Source organism: Vibrio sp. 1-Bac 57, assembly GCF_037546855.1.
Taxonomy (GTDB): Bacteria; Pseudomonadota; Gammaproteobacteria; order Enterobacterales; family Psychromonadaceae; genus Psychromonas.
This window is the reverse complement of sequence record NZ_JALAAC010000002.1, coordinates 139,871-166,462: the sequence shown is the minus strand read 5'-3', so window position 1 is coordinate 166,462 and position 26,592 is coordinate 139,871. Positions and strand designations below refer to the sequence as shown.

The window sequence follows — 26,592 nt, the reverse complement described above, 5'->3', positions numbered from 1 at the left end:
CTAACATCAACCTTGGTCAAAATGCAAAGTCACATTGTCTTCGCCTAACCATCGCCCTAATTCAAATAACAGATCGTCACTTGGGGTAATAGACCACTCAATTCCGAGTTCAATTTCAACTTGTGCTTGATGATTTTGATAGTTAATAAAAACCGGACATAAACCACCTGAAGCGGGCGCTAATATTTCATTTAAACGAGATTGAAATTGTGGCAATGATTGCTGTTGCAGAACATTAGAAGTAATTGTTAAACGTAATTTACTCGCAAAACGTTCACGAGCATGGTCAATACTCATTATTTCACGGGCATTCATTTTCAAGCCGCCATTGAAATAATCTTCACTTACCTGACCTTGTAAAACCACAATATTGTCAGTGAACAATAAAGCTTCATGCTGGTCCAGTAAGTCAGCAAAAACCGTCACATCCATACGCGCACTTTTATCATCCAAGGTCAAAATTCCCATGCGCTTACCCGCTTTGGTAACCATCACTCGCATTGCCAACACTAAGCCACAGACTCGGCTATTTTGACCTCGTCCATTAACCGTTAACGCACCTAGTTTGAGACAGTTAATCGCACGCAGATGTGGTTCATATTGATTGATTGGATGTCCAGTCAAATACAATCCTAGGGTGTCTTTTTCACCTTTCAGCCATTGTTTTTCAGGCCATTTTTCAACTGCAGAAAATTTATGTTCGATTTCATCGTGGTCAGTAGTTAATACGCCAAATAAATCTGATTGTCCCGATGACTCTGCTTTTTTGTATTGTGATGCAGCAGTCAGTGCATCACTCAAGTTACTCATTAACGCCGCACGATGTGGCCCTAAGTTATCCAATGCACCGGCTAAAATTAGCTTTTCAATAATACGTTTACCACAACGCTTTAAATCAACCCGTGTACAAAAATCAAATAAATCTTTGAATTTTCCGCCTTCAGTTCTAGCTTCAATAATGGCATCAATGGGCCCTTCGCCAACGCCTTTGATCGCCCCTATTCCATAAATAATACGCAGGTCTTTGTCGACGTTAAATTTAAATAAACCTTCATTAACATCCGGCGGGCACAGAGTTAACCCCATGTTTTGACATTCATCCACTAAGATAACGACTTTATCAGTGTTATCCATATCCGCAGACATTACCGCCGCCATGAAATAGGATGGATAAAATGTTTTCATCCATAAGGTTTGATAAGACACCAATGCATAAGCAGCGGAATGGGATTTATTAAACCCGTAACCGGCAAATTTTTCTACTAAGTCAAATATCTTCATGGCTAGCTCGCCATCAATACCATTTTCAATCGCACCCGATTCAAAAGTCGCACGTTGTTTGGCCATTTCTTCTGGTTTTTTCTTACCCATTGCACGACGTAACATGTCGGCACCACCAAGCGTATAACCCGATAATACCTGCGCAATCTGCATTACCTGTTCTTGGTATAAAATAATACCGTAGGTAGGTGCAAGGATCTCTTTTAAGGATTCATGCTGCCACTTTTCATCAGGATAGGACACCACCTCTCTGCCATGCTTACGTTCGATAAAGTTATCTACCATGCCCGATTGAAGTGGACCCGGACGGAATAATGCCACCAAGGCGATCATATCTTCAAAGCAGTCAGGCTGTAATCTACGGATCAAGTCTTTCATTCCGCGCGACTCTAATTGGAATACCGCGGTAGTTTCATAACGTTTTAACAGCTCGAAACAAGCTGGTTCAGTTAAATCTATTTTTTCAATAAAAATAGGTTCTTCATCACGCTCATGTTTATGTGCATTGGCCATATCCAAAGCCCATTGCACAATCGTTAAAGTACGTAATCCTAAAAAGTCGAATTTAACTAAACCAGCGGTTTCTACATCATTCTTATCGAATTGTGTGACGGGGTTATGGCCTTCATCATCACAGTACAGGGGCGCGAAATCAGTAATAGTGGTCGGTGATATAACAACACCACCGGCATGTTTACCTGCATTACGAATGGTACCTTCCAAGGTACGACACATGTCAATTAATGCGCGTACGTCTTCACTCGCATTATAACGTTCTTGTAAACGGGGCTCTTCTTCAAAGGCTTTACTTAGCGTCATACCCGGTGTTGGTGGCACTAACTTTGAAATGCCATCAACAAAACCATAGGCGTGACCTAATACACGCCCCACATCGCGAATAACCGCTTTTGCCGCCATGGTTCCAAAGGTAATAATCTGTGATACCGCATCACGCCCATATAACTGTGCAACGTGGTCGATCACCTCATCACGTCTATCCATACAAAAGTCGATATCAAAATCGGGCATAGAAACACGTTCGGGATTCAAAAATCGTTCAAACAGTAACTCTAATTCTAATGGGTCAAGATCAGTGATTTTTAATGCATAAGCCACTAACGATCCAGCACCTGATCCACGGCCAGGTCCAACTGGAATATTATTATCTTTACTCCATTGAATAAACTCCATTACGATCAAGAAGTAACCCGGAAAGCCCATTTTGTTAATAACCGACAGCTCTATTTCTAAGCGTTCATCATAGGGTTTTCTTATTTCTGCAAAATCTTTACTATTTTTATCAAACAAAAATTCTAAGCGAGCTTCTAATCCTTCACGAGAAACTTTACAAAAGAACTCATCGATCTCTAAATCACCCGTTGGAAAGTCGGGCAGGAAATATTCACCTAAACGCAGCGTCACATTGCATCGTTTTGCTATTTCAACACTGTTCTGCAAAGCTTCGGGAATATCAGAAAAGAGTTCACACATCTCCTCTTCACTTCGTAAGTACTGTTCAGGACTATAATCTTTGGGACGTTTTTCATCACCGAGTGCATACCCTTGGTTAATACAGACACGAATGTCATGGGCATCAAATAATGAACGGTCTGCAAACACTACTTCATTAGTTGCAACAACCGGGAGCTGGTATTGAGCAGCCCAATCAATGGCGAGATGTAAATAATCTTCTTCAGCAACGCGATTAGTACGAATTAGCTCGATATAATATCTGTTTGGAAAATACGTTTTATAGAATTCAGTGATCTCAACAGTCGCCGCAGTATTGCCCTTTAAGAGCATTTTACCTAGGTCACCGTCTTTGGCTCCCGATAATAAAATAACACCCTGTTGATGTTCTACTAACCAAGATTGTTCTAATACCGCACGACCTTTAACATGACCTCGTAAATATGCTTTTGAAATAAGTTCAGTAATATTTTTGTAACCAACCGCATCCATGGCTAATGCCGTTAAACGAAACTGTTGATCACCTAATAACTCACTTTTAACCCAAAAATCAGCACCCACAATAGGCTTAATACCTGCACCATGTGCCGCGGTATAAAATTTAACTAAGCCACAAAAGTTAGTTTGATCAGTGATCGCTATGGCCGGCATTTTTAATGCAGCAGTCTTAGCAATTAATGGTTTTATTTTAGTTAAACCATCAACCATTGAAAAATCACTGTGCACACGTAAATGTACAAACTTAGGCGCTGTTAAAGGAGCTTCTACAGGTAATAACTCAGATGTTTCGGTACTCATTTCAGACATAACATTATACTTTCAAGAACCTATTTTGAAGTTAAAGCTAAAATAGCTTTAACAGGTTTAAAACTTTGTCGATATTCAGCAATCACACCGTGCGCTTCTAAGGCGGCAAAGTGCGCTTTAGTAGGATAACCTTTATGCTGAGCAAAACCATAATTTGGGTAGCGTTTATCTAACTCGACCATCTCTCTATCACGGGTAACTTTAGCAATGATCGATGCAGCACTGATTTCAGCAACACGTGAATCGCCTTTCACAATCGCTTCACTAGGCATTGCTAATGAAGGACAACGGTTACCATCAATAAAAACAAATTCAGGTGTTATTGTTAAACCTTGCACTGCTCGTTGCATGGCTAACATAGTCGCATGCAATATATTTAGCTCATCGATTTCAGCCGGTGATGCTCTGCCAATACTCACTGCTAACGCATTGTCATTTATCTGTTCAAATAATGAAGCTAATTTTTTTTCGCTTAATTTCTTAGAATCAGCTAACCCTGCGATTGGTTTGTTAGGGTCTAAAATTACAGCAGCAGTGACAACATCCCCTACTAAAGGCCCACGGCCAACTTCATCTACCCCTGCAATAAAAGCAACATCTGGATAAATAACGTCTGGGTATTGTATCTTTTTAACAACCATTATTTATTATCTCTATTTAATAAATCAACCACTGCATTGGCAGCCTGAGTGTCCGCATCACATCGAATAAGTTTATGTAACTCGGTAAAGGTTTCAACCATTGCTTGTCCGTCATGTGCAATTAAACGCTCTAATTCAGCCACTATGTTCTCTACGGTACAATCATCTTGACTCAGTTCTTTAACCACTTCTCTATCGGCAATTAAATTGGGTAGTGAAGTATATTTAACTTTTATTAATGCTTTAGCGATCAGATAAGTGATTGGTGAGACTTTATAGGCAACCACCATCGGAGCTTTAGCTAACATAGCTTCTAATGCGGCAGTACCAGATGCTAACAACACAGTATCCGCAGACTGTAAAACAGTACTGGATTGACCATCAATCAGAGTAATAGGGAGTGTTTCTGACAACGCCTCTATTTGCAGTTGGAATTGCTGTTTGCGACGATCATTGACCACCGGCACAATAAATCGATAGTCGGGGTATTTTTGATGGATAACTTGTGCCACTTGCAAAAATATAGGGCCAAGCATCTCTACTTCAGCCTTACGACTGCCAGGTAATAAGGCTAATATTTTTTCATCAGGATGAATATTTAATTGCGCACGTGCGCTTGATTTATCGCGCTGTAACGGCAGTTTATCCGCTAAAGTATGCCCCACAAATTGGCATGGTACATTAAACTTATCGTAAAAGGCTTTCTCAAAAGGTAGAAAAGCCAAAACAAGATCCGTTGCTTTGGCAATTTTATGGATACGCCATTGCTTCCAAGCCCACACCGAAGGGCTCACATAATGAATGGTTTTAATGCCCTGCTGTTTAAGTTTTAATTCTACCGTCAAATTAAAGTCAGGTGCATCAATGCCTATAAATATATCAGGGGGATTATTGATAAAATGTTCAATAATTGATTTTCGAATACGTAAAATACTGCGTAATTTACCTAATACCTCAACAAATCCCATTACTGATAAAGCTTCTAAAGGATGCAAAGCAGTACACCCTTGCGCCATCATTCGAGGGCCGGCAATACCTTCAAAAATAGCATTAGGATATTGTTTTTTTAGGGCTTTAATTAACCCTTCACCTAAGATATCTCCAGATGTTTCACCGGCTATCAATCCAATACGCAATGGTTTAGTCATGATCTACTCTTATATAATGAAGTTAAAAAAAAAGGCTCCAAAAGAGCCTTTTTTTACGATATTTTAAGAAAGTGGCTTATCTAACAATACCGCGATTTTCATCTGAAATGAAATCTAAAAGCGTTTTTAATTCTGGGCAATCTGCAGCATTTTCTGCTATTTCAGCTTTGGCTTGTGCTAACGTATTACCGTTACGGCATATTGATTTATAAGCGCGTTTAATTTGCATAATTGTCGCACTACTAAAACCATGACGCTTTAAGCCAACGGAATTAATTCCTTGAGCTTGAACGTAATTACCCGATGCCATAAAGTAAGGCGGAATATCTTTATTAACTGCAGAACAACCACCAATCATTGCATACTCACCCACTCGAGTGAATTGATGCAAGGCCGTTAAACCGCCGATAATCACATTATTAGACAGTTTACTGTGCCCAGCTAAAGTTGCGTTATTTGACAGGATAATATTGTTGCCCAGTATACAGTCATGTGCGACATGTACATACGCCATTAATAAACAATTATTACCAATCTTAGTTAAGCTTTCATCTTGCGCTGTGCCACGATGAATAGTACAGCTTTCTCGGAAAACATTATTATCACCGATTTCAAGATAGGTAACTTCGCCATTATATTTTAAATCTTGGCAATCTTCGCCGACCGAAGCAAATTGGTAAATTTTATTATTTTTACCCATTTTAGTGTGGCCTTTAACCACAACATGCGGACCGACCCAGCAATCATCACCAATTTCAACATTGTCGCCGATGATGCTATAGGGACCGACCTCTACGTTTTTACCAATAATTGCATTTTCATGAACTATCGCTGTTGGATGAATTTTTGCTGTAGAATCAATCATTAAATTTCTCTTCTTGCACACATGATCATTGCTTGACAAGCGACTTCGCCGTCAACTTTAGCGATACATTCAAATTTGCCCATACCGCGACGTTCTTTAAGATAAATAACTTCTAAGTCTAATTTATCACCAGGCACAACCGGTTTACGAAAACGTACTTGGTCAATAGACGCTAAAAAATATAGCTCATTTTCTGCAGGTTTGCCGTAAGTGGCAAACGCTAATACACCCGTTGCTTGCGCTAATGCTTCTAAAATCATCACTCCAGGGAAAACAGGTGTGCCTGGAAAATGTCCTGTGAACTGTGGTTCATTAAAAGAGACATTTTTGTAACCTGTTAGTGTTTTACCAGGTACATAATCAACTACACGATCGATTAATAAAAATGGGTAACGATGCGGTAGAAGATCCATGATCTCCTTAATATCAAGACTGTTTAATTCGTTAGACACGATGATTTTCCTTAGTTTTTATCTTCAATTTGTTTTTCAAGTTGCTTAACGCGCTTGAATAATTCTTCAATTTTTAATGTATAAGCCGTTGTTTTACGCCATGCTTTATTTTCTTGAGCAGGTACACCAGATGAATAAACACCTGCTTTTTTAATACTACGCATAACCATACTGTCACCGGTGATAATAACATTATCAGCAACGGTAATATGGCCATTCATCGCAACACTACCACCTACAATACAGTTCTTTCCTATTTTAGTACTGCCAGCGATACTGGTACCGCCAGCCACAGCAGAATGGTCACCAATTTGCACGTTGTGGGCAATTTGACACTGGTTATCAATCTTAACGCCGTCACCAATAATAGTATCTGATAACGCACCTCTATCAATTGACGTATTCGATCCAATTTCAACATTATCACCAATAATTACTTTACCAATTTGTGGGATCTTCACCCAAGTCCCTTGGTAAGGGGCATTACCAAACCCATCGGATCCTATAACAGCATTCGCATGAATAATGACATTTTTGCCAATTTCACAAGCATGGTAAATAGACACATTCGGGTAAACTTTACAGCCCGCACCTAATTGACAGCCTTCTCCAATCACAGAATTCGCAAATAACTGCGTATTATCTCCAATCGTAACACCTGCTCCAATCACCACATTATCTGCAATAGCCACATTATTGCCGATCACCGCTGTATCATGAATTTGAGCTGACTCAGCGATAAGCACTGCTAAATTGGGTGTGGTATCAAACAAACGCGCTAACAATGCATAGCCAACGTAAGGGTTATCCATAAATAACGCATTGCCTTTATAGCTGTCTTGCATTGATGAAGGCAATACAATTGCGCTCGCCTCACACTCATCTAAGCGAGCCAATAACTTAATGTCAGATACAAAAGTAATATCACCTTGTGTAGCGGACTCAAAGGTCGCTAAACGTAATATTTGTAGATCTTCTTCACCACTTAATTGCGCTGAAAGTTGAAGTGCCAAATCTGCTAATGAATAAGCCATAATAATCTAAACCTACTTAGTGCTAATTTTTTGAATAACTTTATCTGAAATATCTAAAGCAGGTTTTGAGAAAACAATTTGTTCGCCGTTTAAAATCAAATCGTATCCGCCTTCTTTAGCAACTTCATTAATCACTTTGCTAACTACTGCTAGGACTTTTTGATTCTCTTCACCTTGGCGACGACGGTTATCTTCTTCAAAAGCTTTACGTTTTAATTTGTACTCAGAAATTTTACCTTCGATGTCACGTTGTAAGGCAGTGACTTCACTTTTATTTAATAGCTCGCCATCTTTCTTAATTTTAGTTTCTATACTTTTAATACTTTTTTCTAAGCTCTGTAACTCTTCGTAACGGCCTTTAAACTCACCTTCTAACTGTTTAATAATACGTGCACGTTGCGGAGACTCTTTCATCACTTTTGATGGGAATACAACACCAATTTTTGATGTTTCTGCGGCTTGAACTGCTGACACAGATACCATTGCAGCGGCTAAGGTAATTACTTTAAAAAAGGTCTTCATGGTTTTCATGCTATAACTCCGTATTAATAAATCTGTAATAAAATAAAAAAGAAATCGTGCACTGAGTACACATTTTAATGTCGATACAATGGCATTGTTCGAACATCCATTAAATATACTTAGAAAACATCACCGATGTTAAATGAGAACACTTCGGTTTTATCGCCCGCATAATCTTTTATTGGAACGGCAAATGTAAATACTAACGGTCCCATTGGAGAAACCCAAGTCAACTGAGTACCGAAGGATGCACGTATACGTCCAGGTTTAGAGTAGTCACCAGCGTAATCACAATTGAACGCACACATATCCTTATACGCATCATAATCGAACTCGGTATCCCACGCTTCACCGGCATCAACAAACAAACTACTACGCACTTGGCGTGCATAGGCTTCATCTAAGAACGGTACAGGGAAAATAAGTTCCGCACTTAATGTATATTTTGCATTACCGCCCACAGCACTGTTGGTATAAGTAGCATTACCATTACCATTCTGCTCGCCAGTATACAATGCACGAGGCCCTACCGTATTGCTAGAAAATCCACGAAGAGTTCGGTAACCACCCACGTAATAGTTTTCAAAGAACGGCAATATTTGATCATTACCTTCAAATTTACCGTAACCATTACCGTAACCTAAACTACCGCGTAAAAGGGTAGTCCAATCACCGTCTTCAGTAATACGTTGGTAATTACGAATATCAAAGTTAAGTTTAAAGTATTGTAGGTCTGAACCTGGAATCGTTATTTTAGCACGTAGAGTATGTGACATACCTTGCGTAGCTAGTTGACCACGGTCTAAGTTATTGCGCGACCAGGTAGTGGTAAGGTCAAAGTTTCTAAAGTCAGCTCCACCATCATCATCTTGCATTGAACCATAGATATCCCAAAACGTACTTAATTGCTCGTAACTCTTGAGCTGAGAAATACCGTTATTTTCCCAGCCAACACTGAACCCTAAACGGTTTATTTCATTAACAGGAAAACCAGTACTGAAACGTAAACCATAAGTCGTATTGGTGTAATCGACAATATTCGCATCGCCCGCTTCAAATTTATCGTAATAAATTCGAGCTCCACCACTCACACCATCTTTGGTTAAGTAAGGGGTATCGTAGCTAATATCAGCACTAACACTATAGTCGTTAAACTTAGTTTGGAAGCCAATCTTATCACCACTGCCTAGGAAGTTATTCTGCTGAATACCACCACTTAGGCTGATCCCAGATTCCGTACCAAAACCGATGCCGGCATTAAAACTACCAGACGCTTGTTCCGCCACGTTAACACTCACATCAACTAAATCATCACTAACACGTTCAGTATTAATATCAACGGTTGAGAAAAAGCCTAGACGGTTTAAACGTGCGCGCGATGTTTCAATTGCTTCACTGGATAACCATCCGCCTTCCATCTGGCGCATTTCACGACGTAACACAACATCTTTGGTGGTGGTATTCCCTGAAATATTAATATGTCTAACATAACCACGCTGCCCTGGAGCTACGGAGAAATTAACCACAACGGTATTAGTTGCATCATCGATTTCAGGGTAAGTATTGATTTCAGGGAATGCGTAACCTAAACGGCCAAAGTACTTACGAATACTTTGTTCCGAAGCAGCCACGTCAGATGCGGCATAAGTATCTCCATTAGCAAATGCAACAAGGCTTTTTACTTCTGCATCGTGCCCTAATAGATCACCAATAAAAGTTACATCTGACACTTTGTAAATATTACCTTCGTTAACATTGACCGTAACATAAACCCCTTTTTTATTAGGTCTAAGTGCTACTTGCGTCTCATCAATTTTAAAACGAATGTAACCACGGTCTAAGTAATAACTTTTAATAACTTCCAAATCACCGGCTAACTTTTGTTTTTGGTAGTTATCGTCGGCAAAAAGATCCCACCAACCAGCAGAATCACTTAATGTTAATCGCTTTAACAGGTCTTCATCGGAATAAACATTATTACCAACAATATTGATTTGTTCGATTTTTGCCGTCAACCCTTCACGAAATACAAATTGAATAGAAACACGGTTCCTAGGTAAAGGTGTCACAATTGTTTCTACTTGTGCGCTGTACTTACCCACACTGTGATAGAAATCTTCTAAGCTCTTTTCAATACTGGTCAGAACGGTTCTATCTAACGCATCACCAACTTGGATAGAAGAAGATTTTAAAGAATCAAATATTTGCTCTTCAGTAAGTTTGTCATTACCTGTTAATTCAATGGCACTGATCGTTGGGCGTTCTTTCACTTTAAAAATAAGTACAGACTCATTTTTGAATAGCTGAATCGATTCGAAGTAGCTACTGCTATACATTTTTTTAATAGCCTGCGATAGATCATATTCATCGACCACATCGCCTTCACGGATTGGTAGACTCAATAATGCTGCGCCCAGTGTTACTCGTTGAAGCCCTTCGAACTGTAGGTCAGAGACGGTAAATTTTTCAGCTAAAGCAAGGTTAGAAAAACAGCTGGTGACAGTAAATGTCAATGCTAACAAATATTTCTTAAACATTATCTACAAAATCCTTTACTGCACATCAGTGCAAAACAATTTAAATATCCAGGTCAATGGGGAGTGAATATTACTTTCAAATCGTGTTAGAAAGTAGCACTACCTCATTGTTTATATTCTATAATAAATTTTATTGTTTCTTTTACAATAAATTAAAGTCGTTCAGCACAGCAATTGACATAAATGTGAATAAAACCGCAGCACCAATTTTAAAACCAAACTCTTGGATCCTTTCAGGAACTGGTTTACCCGTAATCGCTTCAACAAAGTAATACATCAAATGACCACCGTCTAAAACAGGTAAAGGTATTAAATTCATAATACCTAAATTAACGCTAATTAAAGCAATAAACCCTAAGAAGTATGCAAATCCATAGTCCGCACTCATTCCGGCACCTTTTGCAATTCCAACAGGCCCACTAAGGTTTTTCACCGATAAATCACCGGTCACTAATTTAATTAATGTCGAAAAAGTTAACTCACTGAGCTGCCAAGTTTTATCAACTCCTTTTAAGAAAGAGTCAATCGGTCCATATTTTAAGCTTACTCTAAGCTGTTCAGGGTAAGGGTCAACCTTTGGAGCAACACCTATATAACCTTGTAAAGTACCATCAGCACTTTCACGAGCGTCGGGGACAAGTGTTAGCGTGTGTTTTATCGCCCCTCTTTCAATCACTAGTCGTAATGGTTGATTTGCATTTTCTTGAATCAACTTAACAAATTGTTGCCAATCGTCTAACTGGATCCCATTAATGGCGATTAATTTGTCATTAATTTCTAACCCACTTCGTTGTGCGGCACCATTTTCAGCGATACTGGCGGCACTTAAATGTACTTTGGGAGAGTAAGGAATAAGCCCTAAACTACTAATAATCGACTCTTTTTTAGGGTCAAATTTCCAGTTAGCTAATGAGACTGTATAAGTTTGACTTGGTTCCCTATTCTCGCTCAGTGTTGATTGAGAGTTTGAACTCAAGTCAAACAAATTAACAGGCGTTACGCTGAGCTCAACACTAGGTTTTCCAATCTGTGCAACTAAAGCAAGGTTGAGCGCTTCCCAATCATTAACCGTTCGGCCATTAACCGCACTCACTTGAAAAGGGGATTGAGTTGTGATCACACTAACTGGTGAATTTTCAAGTACACCATTAACAACGGGTTTAGCACTTCCTACACCAATCATGTACATTAAAAAGAAAGCAATAATAGCCAATAGGAAATTGGCAATAGGCCCTGCTGCAACAATGGCAATGCGTTGCCATACTGACTTTTTATCAAAAGAGAATTCAGACAATGCTTCAGGCACTTCTTCAACCCGCCCATCAAGCATTTTCACATAACCGCCTAATGGAATAGCTGCAATCACAAACTCAGTACCATGCTTATCCAATTTTTTAAAAAGGACTTTACCAAAACCAATGGAGAAACGATGTACCTTTACTTTACAGCGACGAGCAACCCAAAAATGGCCATACTCATGAATGGCAACTAGAATACTTAACGCAATAATAAATGCCGCTGTATTCCATATAAAATCTAACAAACTCCACCTCGATTAATCAATTTTATCGCATCGGCTCTAGCCTGCTTATCAATTTCTAATAACTGCTCAATGGACGAGACTTTTTGATGTTCTAATGTATTTAAAATACTATCCACAATACGTGGAATATCCGTGAACTTAATACGTTGTTCTAAAAAGGCTTGCACTGCTACTTCATTAGCCGCATTCAGTGATGTGGTCGCATGCTGCCCTTCATAACAAGCCTGTATCGCTAATTTCAAACAAGGGTAACGGTCATAATCAGGTTCAGCGAAGGTAAAGTTTGCCGTGTTAAAAAAATCAAACTCTGCAGCCCCACTTTTAATGCGTTTTTTACCACCCATAACATGTGCAATAGGTATGCGCATATCTGGGTTACCCATTTGTGAAATGACACTACCATCTTGGTATTGAACCATAGAATGGATCACTGATTGGGGGTGAATAATAACCTGTAACTGATCTTTATTGGTATTGAATAACCACCTTGCTTCAATGTACTCAAGGCCTTTATTCATCATGGTTGCAGAATCGATAGAAATTTTAGGGCCCATGCTCCAATTAGGATGCTTAATCGCCACATCAGGGGTAATACTTGAAAACTCGTGCAACGGCTTAGTTAAAAAAGGTCCACCAGAGCCAGTTAATAAAATCTTAGAAACACCCTCAGCAGTTAAATCACAGTGGCCAATGGTTTGTTGTAAGTTCGGCGACATAGATTGAAATATAGCGTTATGTTCGCTATCAACGGGCCACAGTGTTGCACCCGACTTTTTAACCGCATCAATAAATAATGCACCGGACATGACTAAAGATTCTTTATTTGCTAAGAAAACCTCTTTCCCTGCATGTACAGCTGCCAGCGTTGTTTTTAAACCCGCTGAACCTACAATTGCAGCCATCACAGAATCAATCTCAGCACTGCCTAATAATGCCAGCACTTCAGACTCAGGTAACACATGACAGTTGAGTTTGTTTTCTTGCAATGAGACTTTCAGTTGTGATGCCGCTTGCGGATTTGATAACGCAACATAGGCAGGTTTGAACTCGATACAAAGAGCGAGCATTTTTTCAATATTGCTTGCCGCATACAAAAACTGCACATTATACAGCTCAGGATTATGACGACAGACACTCAGAGTACTATCACCAATTGATCCCGTTGCACCTAATACGGCTAAGTTTTTAGCCACTGATTGCTTTAGTGCGTTATTGTTGGTTGTATTGTTGGTCATCATTAAACAAGCCAATAAATATAAATAAGAGCAAACACCGGAACAGCAGCGGTCAAGCTATCTATGCGATCTAAAATGCCACCATGTCCAGGTAATAAATTACTACTGTCTTTTAAACCAGCTTCTCGTTTAAAAATACTTTCGGTTAAATCACCTAATGCAGAGACTAAAGTAGTGATCACTGAAGCCGCAAAAAACAATCCTAATTTTTCAGCCGGAATAGCAAAGTAATGACTCGCAAAATAAGCAACGATAACGGCACTCACTAAGCCACCTAATAATCCTTCAATGGTTTTACCCGGACTTACATTAGGTGCTAACTTATGTTTACCAAATTGTCTTCCCGCAAAATAAGCACCAGAATCAGCAGCCCACACCAATAAAAATACAAACATCAATAATTCCGCACCAAAATAGAAGTCGTGATGCATATTCACTGAACGTAATACTACTAATCCCCAGAAAAAAGGAATTAAAGTAAGTAACCCAAAAATGCTTTTTAGGAGTTTACTGTTTCGCCAAAGTGTTGCTGAAGTCGGATAACGCACAACCATCACTAAGGCAACACACCACCAAGCCGCAGCCACAGTTAATCCAGTAATTATATAATGATGAGGTAGTTCAGGTCCCCAGATCAAGCCAATAGGCATCAACATCAGCGTAATACCGAGTATCAAACCAAAGATATAAAGGGTAGCTGAAGAAGGTTCTTTACTAACAAAACCGGCCCACTCTTTACTAGCGAGTAAAAAGATACCGGCAGCAAACAGCATAAAAAATTGAAGAGGTAAAAAGAAAATAGCCGCAATGGCTAGTGGCGCTAATATAAGCGCGGTAATAATTCGTTGCTTCACAGAGAAATCCCGTTATATCTGTTGGGTAAAAATTAGTTATTTACTTGTGCACTGGTTTGTCCAAAACGTCGCTCTTTACCTGAGAACACATCTAGAGCTAATTGAAAGGCTTTGGCATCAAAATCAGGCCATAATATATCGGTAAAATATAACTCCGCATAAGCAAGTTGCCACAGTAAGAAATTACTAATTCTGTAATCTCCTCCCGTTCGAATCATCAAATCAACATCAGGTAATTCACCTAAAGACAGTGTGCTAGATAATAATTGTTCGTCGATACTCTCAACTTCTAGAGCACCTTCTTTTACTTGTTGCGCTATTTTTTGGGTTGCATTAACAATATCCCAACGGCCGCCGTAGTTAGCAGCTACATTTAATGCTAAACCGGTATTATTTGCAGTTAATAACTGTGCTGCATGTACTTTTTTTTGCAGGCGATCACTAAAACCAGAGATATCACCAACAATAGTTAACTTAATATTATTTTTATGGAGTTTTTTTACTTCACTACCAAGCACAGTAAAAAACAGCTCCATCAGCATATTGACTTCCTGTTCAGGACGTTTCCAATTCTCACTACTAAAAGCAAAAATGGTTAATGCTTCAATATTTTTTTCAGCGGCAAAAGCAATACTTTTACGTAGCGCTTTTACGCCGTGTTTATGACCAAAAACTCGGTGTTTTCCTTTTTGTTCTGACCAACGGCCATTTCCATCCATTATGATGGCAACATGTCTAGGGAAATTACTTTTAAGTGTTTCTGATCTCACAATAATCCTTTATTAACAATTAAATGCACCGACTAGTCACTAGAGGGTGCATTTTTGAACACTAGTTAGTTTTATACTTCTAACAATTCAGCTTCTTTAACCGCTAATACTTCATCCACTTTTTTGATGCTTTCATTAGTTACTTTTTGTACTAACTCTTCACCTTGACGTTGTTGATCTTCGCTGATTTCTTTTTCTTTTTCTAGATCTTTAAAGTCACCATTAGCATCACGGCGAATATTACGAATAGCAACACGTGTATTTTCAGCTTCACCACGGACCACTTTAATTAAGTCTTTACGACGCTCTTCTGTTAATGGCGGTAAAGGAATGCGAATAACAGTACCAGCAGACATAGGGTTTAAACCTAAGTTAGATCCCATAATTGCTTTTTCTACTGCTGCAATTAAAGTCGCATCAAATACTGTCACTGTTAATGTACGTGAATCTTCAGTTGATACATTACCCACTTGGCGTAACGGTGTGTTAGAACCGTAATAAGGCACCATGATGCCATCAAGTAAACTAGGGTGTGCACGACCTGTGCGTACTTTAGCTAATTGGCTTTTAAATGATTCGATGCTTTTATTCATTCGAGTTTGAGCATCATCTTTGATTTCGTTAATCATATTTAGTTCCTAACTTATTAGTTCATTATCAAATTTTGTTATCTAAATTGGCAACTATTTTTAACTGGCACGCTTTTTAACCAATATTGCTTTAATAATAACCACGATATTTTAATCGTCATATATTACAAATAGTCACTGCTTTTAACGACTACAACTTTATTTAGCGTTGTAATCGATAAATAAATAATTAAATATTTTCCTGTGCGTGGGTGATAGTTGTACCTTCATCACCACCTAAAACAACACGACTTAATGCACCGGGTTTATTCATGTTGAACACACGAATTGGCAGGCTATGGTCACGTGCTAAGGTAAATGCAGCTAAATCCATTACTTGTAGCTCTTTCTCTAGTACCGTTTGGTAATCTAATACGCTGTATAATTTCGCATCTGGATTTTTTACTGGGTCTGCATCGTAAACACCATCAACTTTAGTACCTTTAAGTACTGCATCCGCTTCAATTTCGATACCACGTAAACAAGCAGCAGAATCGGTAGTAAAGAAAGGATTACCTGTACCCGCAGCAAAAATAACCACAGTGCCTAATTTTAAATATTTAATTGCTTCGGCCCAGTTATAATCGTCACAAACACCATTTAGAGGAATAGCAGACATTAAACGAGAATTAACGTGTGAACGGTGTAATGCATCACGCATTGCTAATCCATTCATCACAGTCGCTAACATTCCCATGTGATCGCCTACTACACGATTCATTCCAGCTTGAGCAAGGCCCGCACCACGGAAAATATTACCACCACCGATCACTAAACCAACTTGTACACCAGATTCAATCAAAGATTTAATCTCTAAGGCCATACGATCCAATACTTTAGGATCAATACCAAACCCTTCTTCACCAACGAGGGCTTCACCGCTCAGTTTTAATAAAATACGACGATATGCTGATTTAGGGTTAGTGCTCATAATTTCATTCCTTAAGTTGAAATAATACCGATTTTTTAAAAAATCATGCAAGATATTTTAAAAAATAGGTCTCAAATTGGTTTATTAAGCAGCTATATTCACTTTCTTCTGAATATAAAAGAACCGCAGGCATGCCGCGGTTCTTTTTTACAACGGAACAATGCTAAAAAACATTACCTATTGTTTTTAAAGTAAATTACTTAGAAGCAGCCATAGTTGCAGCAACTTCAGCAGCGAAATCTTCTACTTTTTTCTCAATACCTTCACCAACTTCTAAACGAACAAAAGAGACAACGTCTGCACTTGCACCTTTAAGAAGTTTAGCAACACTCATTGATGGATCTTTAATGAATGCTTGACCAGTTAAGCTTACTTCACCAGTAAATTTAGCCATACGACCAGAAACCATTTTTTCTGCGATTTCAGCAGGTTTACCGCTTTCGATAGCAATTTGTAACTGGATTTCTTTCTCTTTAGCAACAACGTCAGCAGGTACATCTTCAGGTTTAACAAACTGAGGAGCGGCTGCAGCAACGTGCATCGCGATATCTTTAGCTAGGTCAGCATCGCCGCCTGTTAGCACAGAGATAACACCGATTTTACGGCTGTGTACGTAAGCGCCAAGGTTTTCACCTTCAACGATTTGTAAACGACGTACAGAGATGTTTTCGCCGATTTTAGCAACTAACAATTCACGTGCTTCTTCAACTGTAGAATCGTCATATGCTAGTGAGTTTAATGCTTCAACGCTGTCTACTTTATTTGCAAGCGCGATATCAGCTACTTTTTCAGCAAATGCTAAGAAGCTTTTATCCATTGCAACGAAGTCTGTTTCACAGTTAACTTCAATGATTAGTGCAGTAGTACCGTTAGTTTTTGCAAAGATAGCGCCTTCAGCAGCAATACGGCCTGCTTTTTTAGCTGCTTTGATTGCACCTGATTTACGCATGTTTTCAATTGCAAGCTCGATGTCGCCATCTGCTTCAACTAATGCTTTTTTACAATCCATCATACCCGCAGCAGTGCGGTCACGAAGTTCTTTAACTTGCTGAGCTGTAATAGCCATTGTTCGAATTCCTATTTTTATTCTATAAAAAAGGGGTCATATAGACCCCTGATAACCAACCAATGATTGGTTAATAAGAGCTTCTATTATTAGAAGAACTTATTTCTCAGCTGATTCTTCTTCAACAAAACCTTCAGCTACTACTACTTCTGCAGTACGGCCTTCTTTAACAGCTGTAGCAGCTGCACTTAAGTAAAGCTTAACTGCACGGATAGCATCATCATTACCAGGAACGATGTAATCGATGTTATCTGGGCAAGAGTTAGTATCTACAACAGCGATAACTGGAATACCTAGGTTATTCGCTTCTTTAATTGCAATGTGCTCGTGATCTGCATCGATTACGAAGATTACATCTGGGATACCACCCATGTTTTTGATACCACCAAGTGTTTTTTCAAGCTTCTCTAATTCACGAGTACGCATAAGCGCTTCTTTCTTAGTTAACTTGTCAAAAGTACCGTCTTGGCTTTGAACTTCAAGATCTTTCAAACGTTTGATTGATTGACGAACTGTTTTCCAGTTAGTCAACATACCACCTAACCAACGGTGATCAACATAGAATTGGTCACAAGCAATAGCTGCTTCTTTAACCGCTTCTGATGCAGCACGTTTAGTACCAACGAAAAGGACTTTACCTTTTTTAGATGCTTTAGCTTCTAAGAAGTTAAGCGCTTGGTTAAACATTGGAACTGTTTTTTCAAGGTTGATGATATGAACTTTATTACGAGCACCAAAAATGAATGGTTTCATTTTTGGGTTCCAGTAACGAGTTTGGTGACCGAAGTGAACGCCTGCTTGTAGCATATCGCGCATTGATACTGTTGCCATTTGAATTTCCTTTTAGGGGGTTAGGCCTCCACACATCCCATACACTCGACCATTAATTTCTTATACAGAAAAAGGCACCCCGAGTGACGTGTCGATGCGTGTGTGTTATTTAAGTAATAATCCTTATTATTCAATACATTGAATGTTTTGAATGGATTATATTGATTATTTGAGAAAGCGATTAAAAAATTAATCTATCAATCTCGGTGCGCTTTATACCACAGTTACCGAATTAGCTCAATAAATAGCGTACTAAATAAGATATTTTCTAATCCCCTATATGACATTCAAATCCTTGCCCATTGTAAGGCTTTCTGAAATAGATTTTATCTAGCACCATCGCCTAAAATTCTTTATAGTTGTCCTATAACAATTTATTCAAAGTATAGAGATATAATATGTCTGGACTCATTAAAACTGCTCAAGAAATAGAAAAAATGCGCATCGCAGGACAACAAGCTGCTGACGTATTAACCATGATTGAACCTCATGTTAAGAAAGGGGTGACTACTAACGAACTAAATCAGCTTTGCCATGATTTCATCGTTAATGAACAAGGAGGCATTCCAGCTCCGTTGAACTACCATGGTTTTCCTAAGTCTATCTGTACGTCATTAAACTATGTTGTATGTCACGGCATTCCTAACGATAAAGCACTGAAAGACGGCGATGTATTAAATATAGACATCACCGTTATCAAAGATGGTTACCACGGTGACACCTCTAAAATGTTCATGGTCGGAAAACCATCTATTCTGGCTGAGCGTTTAGCTCGTGTAACACAAGAATGTTTATACATTGGGATTAATATGGTTAAGCCTGGTGCTCGTTTAGGTGATATCGGTGCTGCAATTCAAAAGCATGCTGAAAACCACAACTACTCAATCGTTCGCGAATATTGCGGACACGGTATCGGTGCGGGTTTCCATGAAGAACCACAAGTATTGCACTACGGTAAAAAAGGCACAGGCGAAGTTTTAAAAGCAGGCCAATGTTTTACCATTGAACCAATGCTTAATGCCGGTAAACGTGATTGTAAAGTATTAAAAGATGAATGGACTGTTGTGACTAAAGATAAAAAACTATCGGCACAATGGGAACATACTCTATTGGTAACTGAAACGGGTGTTGAAATTTTAACATTACGTCCAGAAGAAACCATTGAGCGAATAATTAACCCAGCGTAAGTAGCATTTAAAGAATGAACGTAAATAGCCAGCTCGTTGTCAATAACGTACTGGCTATTATCAAGGCGCTAATATCGGGCCGTTAATATCGAAGCATCTCGTTGAGGCACAACGTTGAGGTATTACGTTAAGGCACTACGTTAAGGCATAACGTTAAGGCATAAAATCGAGGCATTAAATGGACTTTGAACAGTATTCCCCGCTACAAATTCAACAACAAGATCTCACTATTCCTTTCATCAAAAAACATCTAAAACAATTTTCTGACTGGCAACTTGAACAATTTAAAGCGAAAAAAAACATTAATAAAATTGTGTCCTTACGTGCACGTTATGTTGATGAACTTTTAAGTCGTTTATGGAACTTAGTCGGATTAGATGAAAGCTATGATTTAAGTCTTTTAGCTGTCGGTGGATATGGCCGTGGTGAACTACACCCCAAATCTGATATCGACCTGTTAATACTTTCAGACCATGGTTTTAGTAAACAATCAGAAGAAAAAATAGGGCAATTAATCACCCTACTCTGGGATCTAAAACTGGATGTGGGTAATAGCGTTCGCACCTTAAAGGATTGTTTAGAGCAGGGTAAAGCGGATATTACTGTTGCCACCAGCATGATTGAATCTCGCTTGATTAAAGGTAATGAAAGCACTTTTGAAAAACTACAAGAGCTGATTAGTAAAGATGACTTTTGGCCATCGGATGAATTTTTTACAGTCAAAAAAGAAGAACAGTTTGGACGCCATAAAAACTGCCGAGGTGATGGATATAACCTAGAGCCAGATATTAAAAATGGTTGTGGTGGTTTACGTGACATTCAGACTATTGCCTGGGTTTCCAAACGTCACTTTGATGCTCATAGCCTATTAGAATTAACTACTTACGGTTATATCACACAGGGTGAATACCACGAAGTTAGTGATTGTCAGTCGCAGCTTTGGACCATACGTTTTGCTTTACATACAGTCACAAACCGCCCAGATAACCGCTTACTATTTGATTTCCAAAGTGAAGTAGCAAAGCTATTAGGTTACACAGGTCAGCGCAATGAAGCCGTAGAACAGATGATGAAGATGTTCTACCAAACCATTCGCCGTGTGAAAGAACTTAATGAAATGTTACTACAATATTTTGATGAAGCGATTTTAGGTAATGTAACAACCACTGAATTTCATGACATTGATGACAATTTCCGAATCCGTGGTAATAAAATCGAACTAACCACCTCCGGTTACTTTCAGGATAACCCTGAAGCGATATTACAACTGTTTGTGCATATTGCCGATGACTCACGTATTAAAGGTATTTATTCAAGCACGCTACGTGAACTGCGTGAAGCACGACGCTGCTTGACCCATTGGTTGCAAAATATTCCAGAATGTCGCGCTGTATTTATGCAAATTATTAGGCATCCTCGCGGCATGGGTATCCCTTTTACCTTAATGTATGAGTATGGTGTGTTAGCCGCTTACATTCCACAATGGAGCCGTATCGTCGGGCAAATGCAGTTCGATCTGTTTCATGCTTACACGGTGGACGCACATACGCATAAGCTCGCTAAATTCATCTATAACTACCCAAGAAGCAAAGCCGAGCATCCACTAGCCCATGAAATATATAAAAAGTTAGAGAAACCAGAGTTGTTATTCTTAGCCACTATTTTCCATGATATTGCAAAAGGCCAACAAGGTGATCACTCGACATTAGGTGCTGTGGATGCCTTAGCGTTTTGTGAATTGCATGGACTTACTCGCCATGAAGGAAAAGTAGTTGCTTGGTTAGTAGAACAACATTTAACCATGTCTGTTACCGCCCAGCGCCGTGATATAAGTGATCCTAATGTTATTATTACCTTTGCTAAAACCGTGCGTGATGAAAAACACCTTAACTTATTGTATTGCTTAACCGTCGCTGACATTTGTGCAACCAATGAGGAAACATGGAATAGCTGGAAAGGCACTTTATTACGTGACCTCTATTACAAAACACTGACCATGTTACGTCGCGGTTTAGAAAATCCACCGGATATTCGTGATCGTATTAGAGATCGTCAATTAAAAGCATTGGGTATTTTAGCTGAGTTAGGAATTAGCGAAGAAAAAGTGAAGCCATTATGGAAACGCTTTAGGCTCAATTACTTTTTCCGTTATACCTCGGCACAGATTTGCTGGCACACGCAGAACTTATTACATCACCAAGACCACACTAAACCTTTGGTTTTGATCAGTACTAATAACGCACGCGGGGGCAGTGAGATATTTGTTTATCATAAAGATATGCCGCTTTTATTCTCTTCCGTTGTGACTGAAATAGATAATAAGAAACTAAGTGTGCACGATGCAAAAATTCTTTCTAGCCGAGATAATTATTCACTCAGTACCTTCACCGTATTAGAAGAAGATGGTGAACATATTGATGACGATAAAATTCAACGTTTGCGAGAAGCGATCACGGATACTTTATTAAAACCAGATGTGGTTAACTCCAACATCATTAGACTGGAGCGAGTTAAGCGTCCCTTTAAATTTGAGCCTAAAATAACGTTTCTACCGACACGTCGTAAACGCACTCAGATTGAAGTGGTAGCATTCGATGCGCCCGGTATTCTGGCTAATATAGGAACTGTATTTGTTGACCATGGTTTAATGCTTGATACAGCGAAAATATCGACCATAGGCGAACGTGCAGAAGATTTATTTATCGTTTCCACTGCTGATGGGGATTCACTGACAAAAGAGCAAGAAGAAAGCTTAAAGGCGAGTTTAATGTACGAGCTAAGCCCAAGTACTTAATCGCCTGCATTTTATTTTCTCTTTTGCTTTTACTGTCACTGCCACAGCACATTAGAAACAAGCGCACTTTAAACTCGTACGCTTTAAAAACAAAAAAGCCAGCGATACATTGCATCGCTGGCTTTTCTTATTCTGCTAACTATTCAGCTATTAATTAATTTACTAGCGTGAACCTGTAACCCAGTAATCTATAAGCTAGTAATTCACTAACCTATAACCTAGTAACTCACTAATTGAAACTTAGCACATCAAAAATTAAAGTCAGACGATACTCAAAATCAGCGCCAGCTAGCAATTCTCAAAGGTAACAAATTCATGATTCAATATCGTCAAAGAAACTCTATCACCGACACTAAACGCTAAACATTCGCTACTACTATTACTGTACCTCACGGTGAATTCTTGCCCAGCGAACTGCACACTAATTTGTTGTAATGCACCTTGAAAATCGACCTGTTTGACTGTTGCTTCACCTTTTAGGTCAGGGGTTATCTCAATATGCTCGGGGCGTAATAATAAACGTAGCTGCTTACCAATCGTTTGTTCAATCACGCTATTACTGCCTAATAAACCAAAACAACTTTGGTAACTGTATTTGTCCACCACTTGCACATCAATATAATTAGCTTGTCCCATAAAATTAGCGACATAGGGAGAGTTAGGTTTACGATACAATTTTTGAGCCGTATCTATTTGTACAATTTTTCCCGCTTGCATCAATGCAATACGGTCAGCAAAAGCAAAGCCTTCTTCTTTAGAGTGAGTCACAAATAAAGCACTCATTTGACGCTGTTTAAATAATTGACGGATCTCATGGATCAATTGAAAACGCACATGCTGGTCTAAATTAGAAAAAGGTTCATCTAACAGCATTAAATCAGGCTGATAAGCTAAAGCACGTGCAATAGCGATACGCTGTTGTTGTCCGCCAGATAATTGATGCGGGAAACGCGCACTAAGGTCGCTTAATTGCACTAGCGCCAAGACTTCCTGCACACGCTGTTGTTTTTCTTGCTTAGTCATTTTGGTAAGTGAAAAGGCGACATTATCAAAAACATTTAAATGTGGAAAAAGTGCATAATCTTGAAAAATAAGACCAATTTTTCTCAGTTCAGGTGGTACATAGGTTTGTGGATCATTTAATATTTTTTGACGAATACTAATTTGCCCGGTTAATTCTGTTTGCAAACCGGCAACCGCTCTTAGTAAGGTAGTTTTACCGCAGCCACTTTCACCTAATAAGCACACAATTTCATTATCATGTAAGCTCAGATCCAAGTTTTCTAAGACCGCTGTTTTTTGATAAGAACAGCTTAAATTTTGGATATTTAACGCACTCATTAAGTTTTTTTCTCCAACAAACGATTTACCACAATAAAAGGAACTAAGCCTAAGCCAATAATCATTAGCGCAGGCAATGCTGCTAGCTCTATCATCTCATCGGATACAAATTGATAAACGTAAGTGGCTAATGTTTCAAAATTAAAAGGTCGTAATAATAGCGCCGCAGGCAATTCTTTCATAGATTCAATAAAAACTAAAATAAAAGCCGTGAGCATGCCTTTTCTAATTAACGGAATATTAACCCGCCAGAGTGTTTTAACAGGGCCATTACCTAGGGTTCTCGAGGCGAGATCTAATGAAGGTGAAACCTGTACTAAACTACTATCAACACTGCCCACGGCAATAGCACTAAAACGCACTAAATAACCTAAGACTAAAATAACCAATGAGCCAGATAACAGCAACCCCACAGGTTTAAGGTCCCAAGCTAGCAACAGATCATTTAACCATAAATCGATACTTGTAAGCGGGATCAACACACCAATCGCAACCACAGTCCCCGGTACCGCATAACCAAGTGAAGACAGGCGAATGCTAGATTTTGCGCCTAAACCTGGGCTTAAACGTTGATAAAAATTAACCAGCAGCGCCACTAATATAGCCAATATAGCGACTAAAAAGGCTAACCACAGACTATTTAAGGTGTAGTGCATTAGGTCATTGTTTAACGAAGCATTAAAATAGTTAACCGCATAATATAAAAGCGTCGCAATCGGTATAAATAAAGAGAAAGCTAATAACGACCAAGTGAATGCTAATACGCCCCACTTTTGCCAACCCGTTAATACAAAACGCAGCTCTGTATTACCACTGCCATTGCGCTGATAAACTTGTTGTTTACGGCGACTATAACTTTCTAAGGAGGTTAAGATCACAATCGCTAACAGCATTAAAGACGATATTTTGGCGGCGGTAGTCAAACTGCCTAATTCTAACCAAGTATCGTAGATGGCGGTGGTTAGCGTATGCACAGCAAAATAGTTAACCGTTGCAAAATCACCTAATGTTTCCATGGCAATTAATGAGACGCCCACTGCCATCGCAGAACGAGATAAAGGAATGCTGACTCGCCAAAAGGCACGTAAAGGAGGGACACCTAAGGTTCTTGCCGCTTGAAATAATCCCGCAGATTGCGTTAAAAAAGCGCCACGTAATAACAGATATAAATAAGGAAAAAGCGATAACGCTAAAATAACAGAAGCACCAAATAAGGTGCGCACTTCAGGGAAATAATAATCGTTTGGTTGCCAATCAAACAAAGCCCGTATCGTTAACTGTACAGGGCCAGCAAAGTCTAATAAATCGGTATAAACAACCGCGATAATATAGGGCGGCATAGCGAGGGGTAACATCAGCATCCATTGTAACTTCTCACGAGTAGGAAACTCACAACAGGCGACAAACCAAGCACAGGGCAAAGCAAACAGAATACTTAATAGAACAACATACACAATAACTAAGAGAGAGTTACTAATATACGTTGATAAAACGGTATCAATCAGGTGTTGAAAACTACCACTTTCGTCGACAGAGAAAGCGCTGAAAAATATAGCAAGAACAGGGGATAACAAAATACAAGTTACTACCCAAGGCAGTAACTTGTACAGGTTGAACGACTTAGAGATCAAATTTCACTTCATCCAGTAACTTAATGGCGGCTTGATGTTGCGCAGCAATATCAGATAGTTTGATATCGTCTGCTTTAAACTTGCCCCATGATGCAACCAATTTAGAAGGTTGTACATCTTCTTTTACAGGATATTCGTAATTGATTTCAGCATACATCTTCTGTGCAACATCACCCGATAGGAATTCCATCAATTTGATAGCATTGTTTTTATTAGGTGCGTACTTAGTCAGTGCAATACCACTTACGTTAACATGTGTGCCCGTTGTCGCTTGATTAGGGAAATTGATATGAACTGATTCAGCCCAAGCAACTTGTTTTGGATCGTTTAACATTTTACCTAAGTAGTAACTGTTAGTTAAAGCGTAATCACATAAACCTTCTTTAACGGCTTTAACCTGTGCACGGTCATTACCCTGTGGTTTACGTGCTAAGTTTGCTTTTAAACCTTCTAACCAAGTTTTTGCTTTTGCTTCACCTTCGTGAGCAATAATAGACGCTAACAAAGAAACATTGTAAGGGTGTTTACCAGAGCGCATACATACTTTGCCTTTAAAAGCAGGTGTCGCTAAATCTTGGTAAGTAATAGTAGGAGCAGGACCCACGCGTTCTACAGAAGAATAAATGTTACGTGCACGGCTAGTTAATGCGTACCACTGTTTTTCAGCGCCATGAAATTGACTCGGAATGTTTTTATTTAGAATGTCGCTATCAACGGGCTGTGCTAGACCTTCTTCAGTAAACATAGTTAAGCGACTAAAATCAGACGTTAACATAAGATCGGCTGTAGATAATTTACCTTCACGTTTAATACGCTCAATCAGGCCTTTTTTAGCAAATAGAATATTTACTTTAACGCCTGTTTCAGCGGTGAATTCTTTCATCATCGGCTCAATTAAAAACGGTTGGCGATACGAATATACGTTCACTTCTTCAGCAGCAAAAGACATTGAACTCGCAAGTGCAGATGTACCTGCTAACAAAACTGTTAAACTTTTTTTAATAGACATATTGTTTCCCATAA

General features: G+C 39.0%; 21 protein-coding genes. 2 read left to right on the top strand and 19 right to left on the bottom strand.

Annotated features, from left to right (window positions below; all coding sequences use genetic code 11):
- Positions 1 to 6: 6 nt before the first annotated feature.
- The 16 genes from dnaE to rpsB form a co-directional block, all read right to left on the bottom strand.
- Positions 7 to 3,549 carry a DNA polymerase III subunit alpha gene (gene dnaE, locus MT391_RS02045; RefSeq protein WP_499496818.1) on the bottom strand — a complete coding sequence of 1,181 codons (3,543 nt, stop codon included), beginning with the start codon at positions 3,547 to 3,549 and terminating at the stop codon, positions 7 to 9.
- Positions 3,550 to 3,578: 29 nt separating this feature from the next.
- Complete coding sequence (gene rnhB / locus MT391_RS02040) at positions 3,579 to 4,199, bottom strand: ribonuclease HII (RefSeq protein WP_299660282.1); 621 nt, start codon at positions 4,197 to 4,199, stop codon at positions 3,579 to 3,581.
- The gene (lpxB, locus tag MT391_RS02035) at positions 4,199 to 5,347 is read right to left on the bottom strand and encodes a lipid-A-disaccharide synthase (RefSeq protein ID WP_499496770.1); all 1,149 of its coding nucleotides are present in this window, start codon (positions 5,345 to 5,347) and stop codon (positions 4,199 to 4,201) included. The genes rnhB and lpxB overlap by 1 nt, the downstream gene beginning before the upstream one ends.
- Positions 5,348 to 5,423: 76 nt before the next feature.
- Positions 5,424 to 6,212: an acyl-ACP--UDP-N-acetylglucosamine O-acyltransferase gene (lpxA, locus tag MT391_RS02030; RefSeq protein ID WP_166371067.1), complete on the bottom strand. Its 789-nt coding sequence runs from the start codon at positions 6,210 to 6,212 to the stop codon at positions 5,424 to 5,426.
- Positions 6,212 to 6,625: a 3-hydroxyacyl-ACP dehydratase FabZ gene (fabZ, locus tag MT391_RS02025; protein WP_220485876.1), complete on the bottom strand. Its 414-nt coding sequence runs from the start codon at positions 6,623 to 6,625 to the stop codon at positions 6,212 to 6,214. The genes lpxA and fabZ overlap by 1 nt, the downstream gene beginning before the upstream one ends.
- A gap of 50 nt (positions 6,626 to 6,675) precedes the next feature.
- Positions 6,676 to 7,701: a UDP-3-O-(3-hydroxymyristoyl)glucosamine N-acyltransferase gene (lpxD, locus tag MT391_RS02020; RefSeq protein WP_499496817.1), complete on the bottom strand. Its 1,026-nt coding sequence runs from the start codon at positions 7,699 to 7,701 to the stop codon at positions 6,676 to 6,678.
- A 9-nt stretch (positions 7,702 to 7,710) separates the two neighbouring features.
- Positions 7,711 to 8,229: an OmpH/Skp family outer membrane protein gene (locus tag MT391_RS02015; protein ID WP_299660267.1), complete on the bottom strand. Its 519-nt coding sequence runs from the start codon at positions 8,227 to 8,229 to the stop codon at positions 7,711 to 7,713.
- Between the two features lie 110 nt (positions 8,230 to 8,339).
- A complete protein-coding gene (bamA, locus tag MT391_RS02010; RefSeq protein WP_499496769.1) occupies positions 8,340 to 10,757 on the bottom strand; it encodes an outer membrane protein assembly factor BamA in 2,418 nt (805 codons plus the stop codon).
- A gap of 142 nt (positions 10,758 to 10,899) precedes the next feature.
- Complete coding sequence (gene rseP / locus MT391_RS02005; protein ID WP_499496768.1) at positions 10,900 to 12,300, bottom strand: sigma E protease regulator RseP; 1,401 nt, start codon at positions 12,298 to 12,300, stop codon at positions 10,900 to 10,902.
- Entirely contained in the window at positions 12,294 to 13,535 is a 1,242-nt protein-coding gene (ispC, locus tag MT391_RS02000; protein ID WP_499496816.1) for a 1-deoxy-D-xylulose-5-phosphate reductoisomerase, read from the bottom strand. The genes rseP and ispC overlap by 7 nt, the downstream gene beginning before the upstream one ends.
- Before the next feature lie 2 nt (positions 13,536 to 13,537).
- On the bottom strand, positions 13,538 to 14,389 hold the full coding sequence (locus MT391_RS01995; protein WP_166371074.1) for a phosphatidate cytidylyltransferase: 852 nt from the start codon (positions 14,387 to 14,389) through the stop codon (positions 13,538 to 13,540).
- Between the two features lie 32 nt (positions 14,390 to 14,421).
- Positions 14,422 to 15,162, bottom strand: coding sequence for a polyprenyl diphosphate synthase (gene uppS / locus MT391_RS01990; protein WP_499496815.1), 741 nt, complete (start codon positions 15,160 to 15,162; stop codon positions 14,422 to 14,424).
- A gap of 68 nt (positions 15,163 to 15,230) precedes the next feature.
- Positions 15,231 to 15,788, bottom strand: a complete 558-nt coding sequence (gene frr / locus MT391_RS01985) for a ribosome recycling factor (protein WP_028867459.1) — start codon at positions 15,786 to 15,788, stop codon at positions 15,231 to 15,233.
- A gap of 190 nt (positions 15,789 to 15,978) precedes the next feature.
- The gene (gene pyrH / locus MT391_RS01980) at positions 15,979 to 16,719 is read right to left on the bottom strand and encodes a UMP kinase (RefSeq protein WP_028867458.1); all 741 of its coding nucleotides are present in this window, start codon (positions 16,717 to 16,719) and stop codon (positions 15,979 to 15,981) included.
- A gap of 196 nt (positions 16,720 to 16,915) precedes the next feature.
- Positions 16,916 to 17,785 carry a translation elongation factor Ts gene (tsf, locus tag MT391_RS01975; RefSeq protein WP_299660245.1) on the bottom strand — a complete coding sequence of 290 codons (870 nt, stop codon included), beginning with the start codon at positions 17,783 to 17,785 and terminating at the stop codon, positions 16,916 to 16,918.
- A gap of 99 nt (positions 17,786 to 17,884) precedes the next feature.
- Positions 17,885 to 18,616 (bottom strand): 30S ribosomal protein S2, encoded by a 732-nt coding sequence (gene rpsB / locus MT391_RS01970; RefSeq protein ID WP_028867456.1) that lies wholly within the window; start codon positions 18,614 to 18,616, stop codon positions 17,885 to 17,887.
- A 398-nt stretch (positions 18,617 to 19,014) separates the two neighbouring features.
- Between rpsB and map the strand changes: the two genes are divergently transcribed.
- Positions 19,015 to 19,803, top strand: coding sequence for a type I methionyl aminopeptidase (gene map / locus MT391_RS01965; protein ID WP_166371078.1), 789 nt, complete (start codon positions 19,015 to 19,017; stop codon positions 19,801 to 19,803).
- 178 nt (positions 19,804 to 19,981) lie between these two features.
- On the top strand, positions 19,982 to 22,597 hold the full coding sequence (gene glnD / locus MT391_RS01960) for a [protein-PII] uridylyltransferase (protein WP_499496767.1): 2,616 nt from the start codon (positions 19,982 to 19,984) through the stop codon (positions 22,595 to 22,597).
- A 288-nt stretch (positions 22,598 to 22,885) separates the two neighbouring features.
- Here glnD and MT391_RS01955 read toward each other — a convergent pair whose 3' ends face one another.
- Genes MT391_RS01955 through MT391_RS01945 form a run of 3 tightly spaced genes read right to left on the bottom strand, consistent with a single transcriptional unit; the run spans position 22,886 to position 26,578 of the window.
- Complete coding sequence (locus tag MT391_RS01955; RefSeq protein ID WP_499496766.1) at positions 22,886 to 23,938, bottom strand: ABC transporter ATP-binding protein; 1,053 nt, start codon at positions 23,936 to 23,938, stop codon at positions 22,886 to 22,888.
- On the bottom strand, positions 23,938 to 25,566 hold the full coding sequence (locus MT391_RS01950) for an ABC transporter permease (protein ID WP_499496814.1): 1,629 nt from the start codon (positions 25,564 to 25,566) through the stop codon (positions 23,938 to 23,940). Before MT391_RS01950 ends, MT391_RS01955 begins: the two co-directional genes overlap by 1 nt.
- Positions 25,559 to 26,578, bottom strand: a complete 1,020-nt coding sequence (locus tag MT391_RS01945; RefSeq protein WP_166371086.1) for a Fe(3+) ABC transporter substrate-binding protein — start codon at positions 26,576 to 26,578, stop codon at positions 25,559 to 25,561. The genes MT391_RS01950 and MT391_RS01945 overlap by 8 nt, the downstream gene beginning before the upstream one ends.
- Between the last annotated feature and the right edge of the window lie 14 nt (positions 26,579 to 26,592).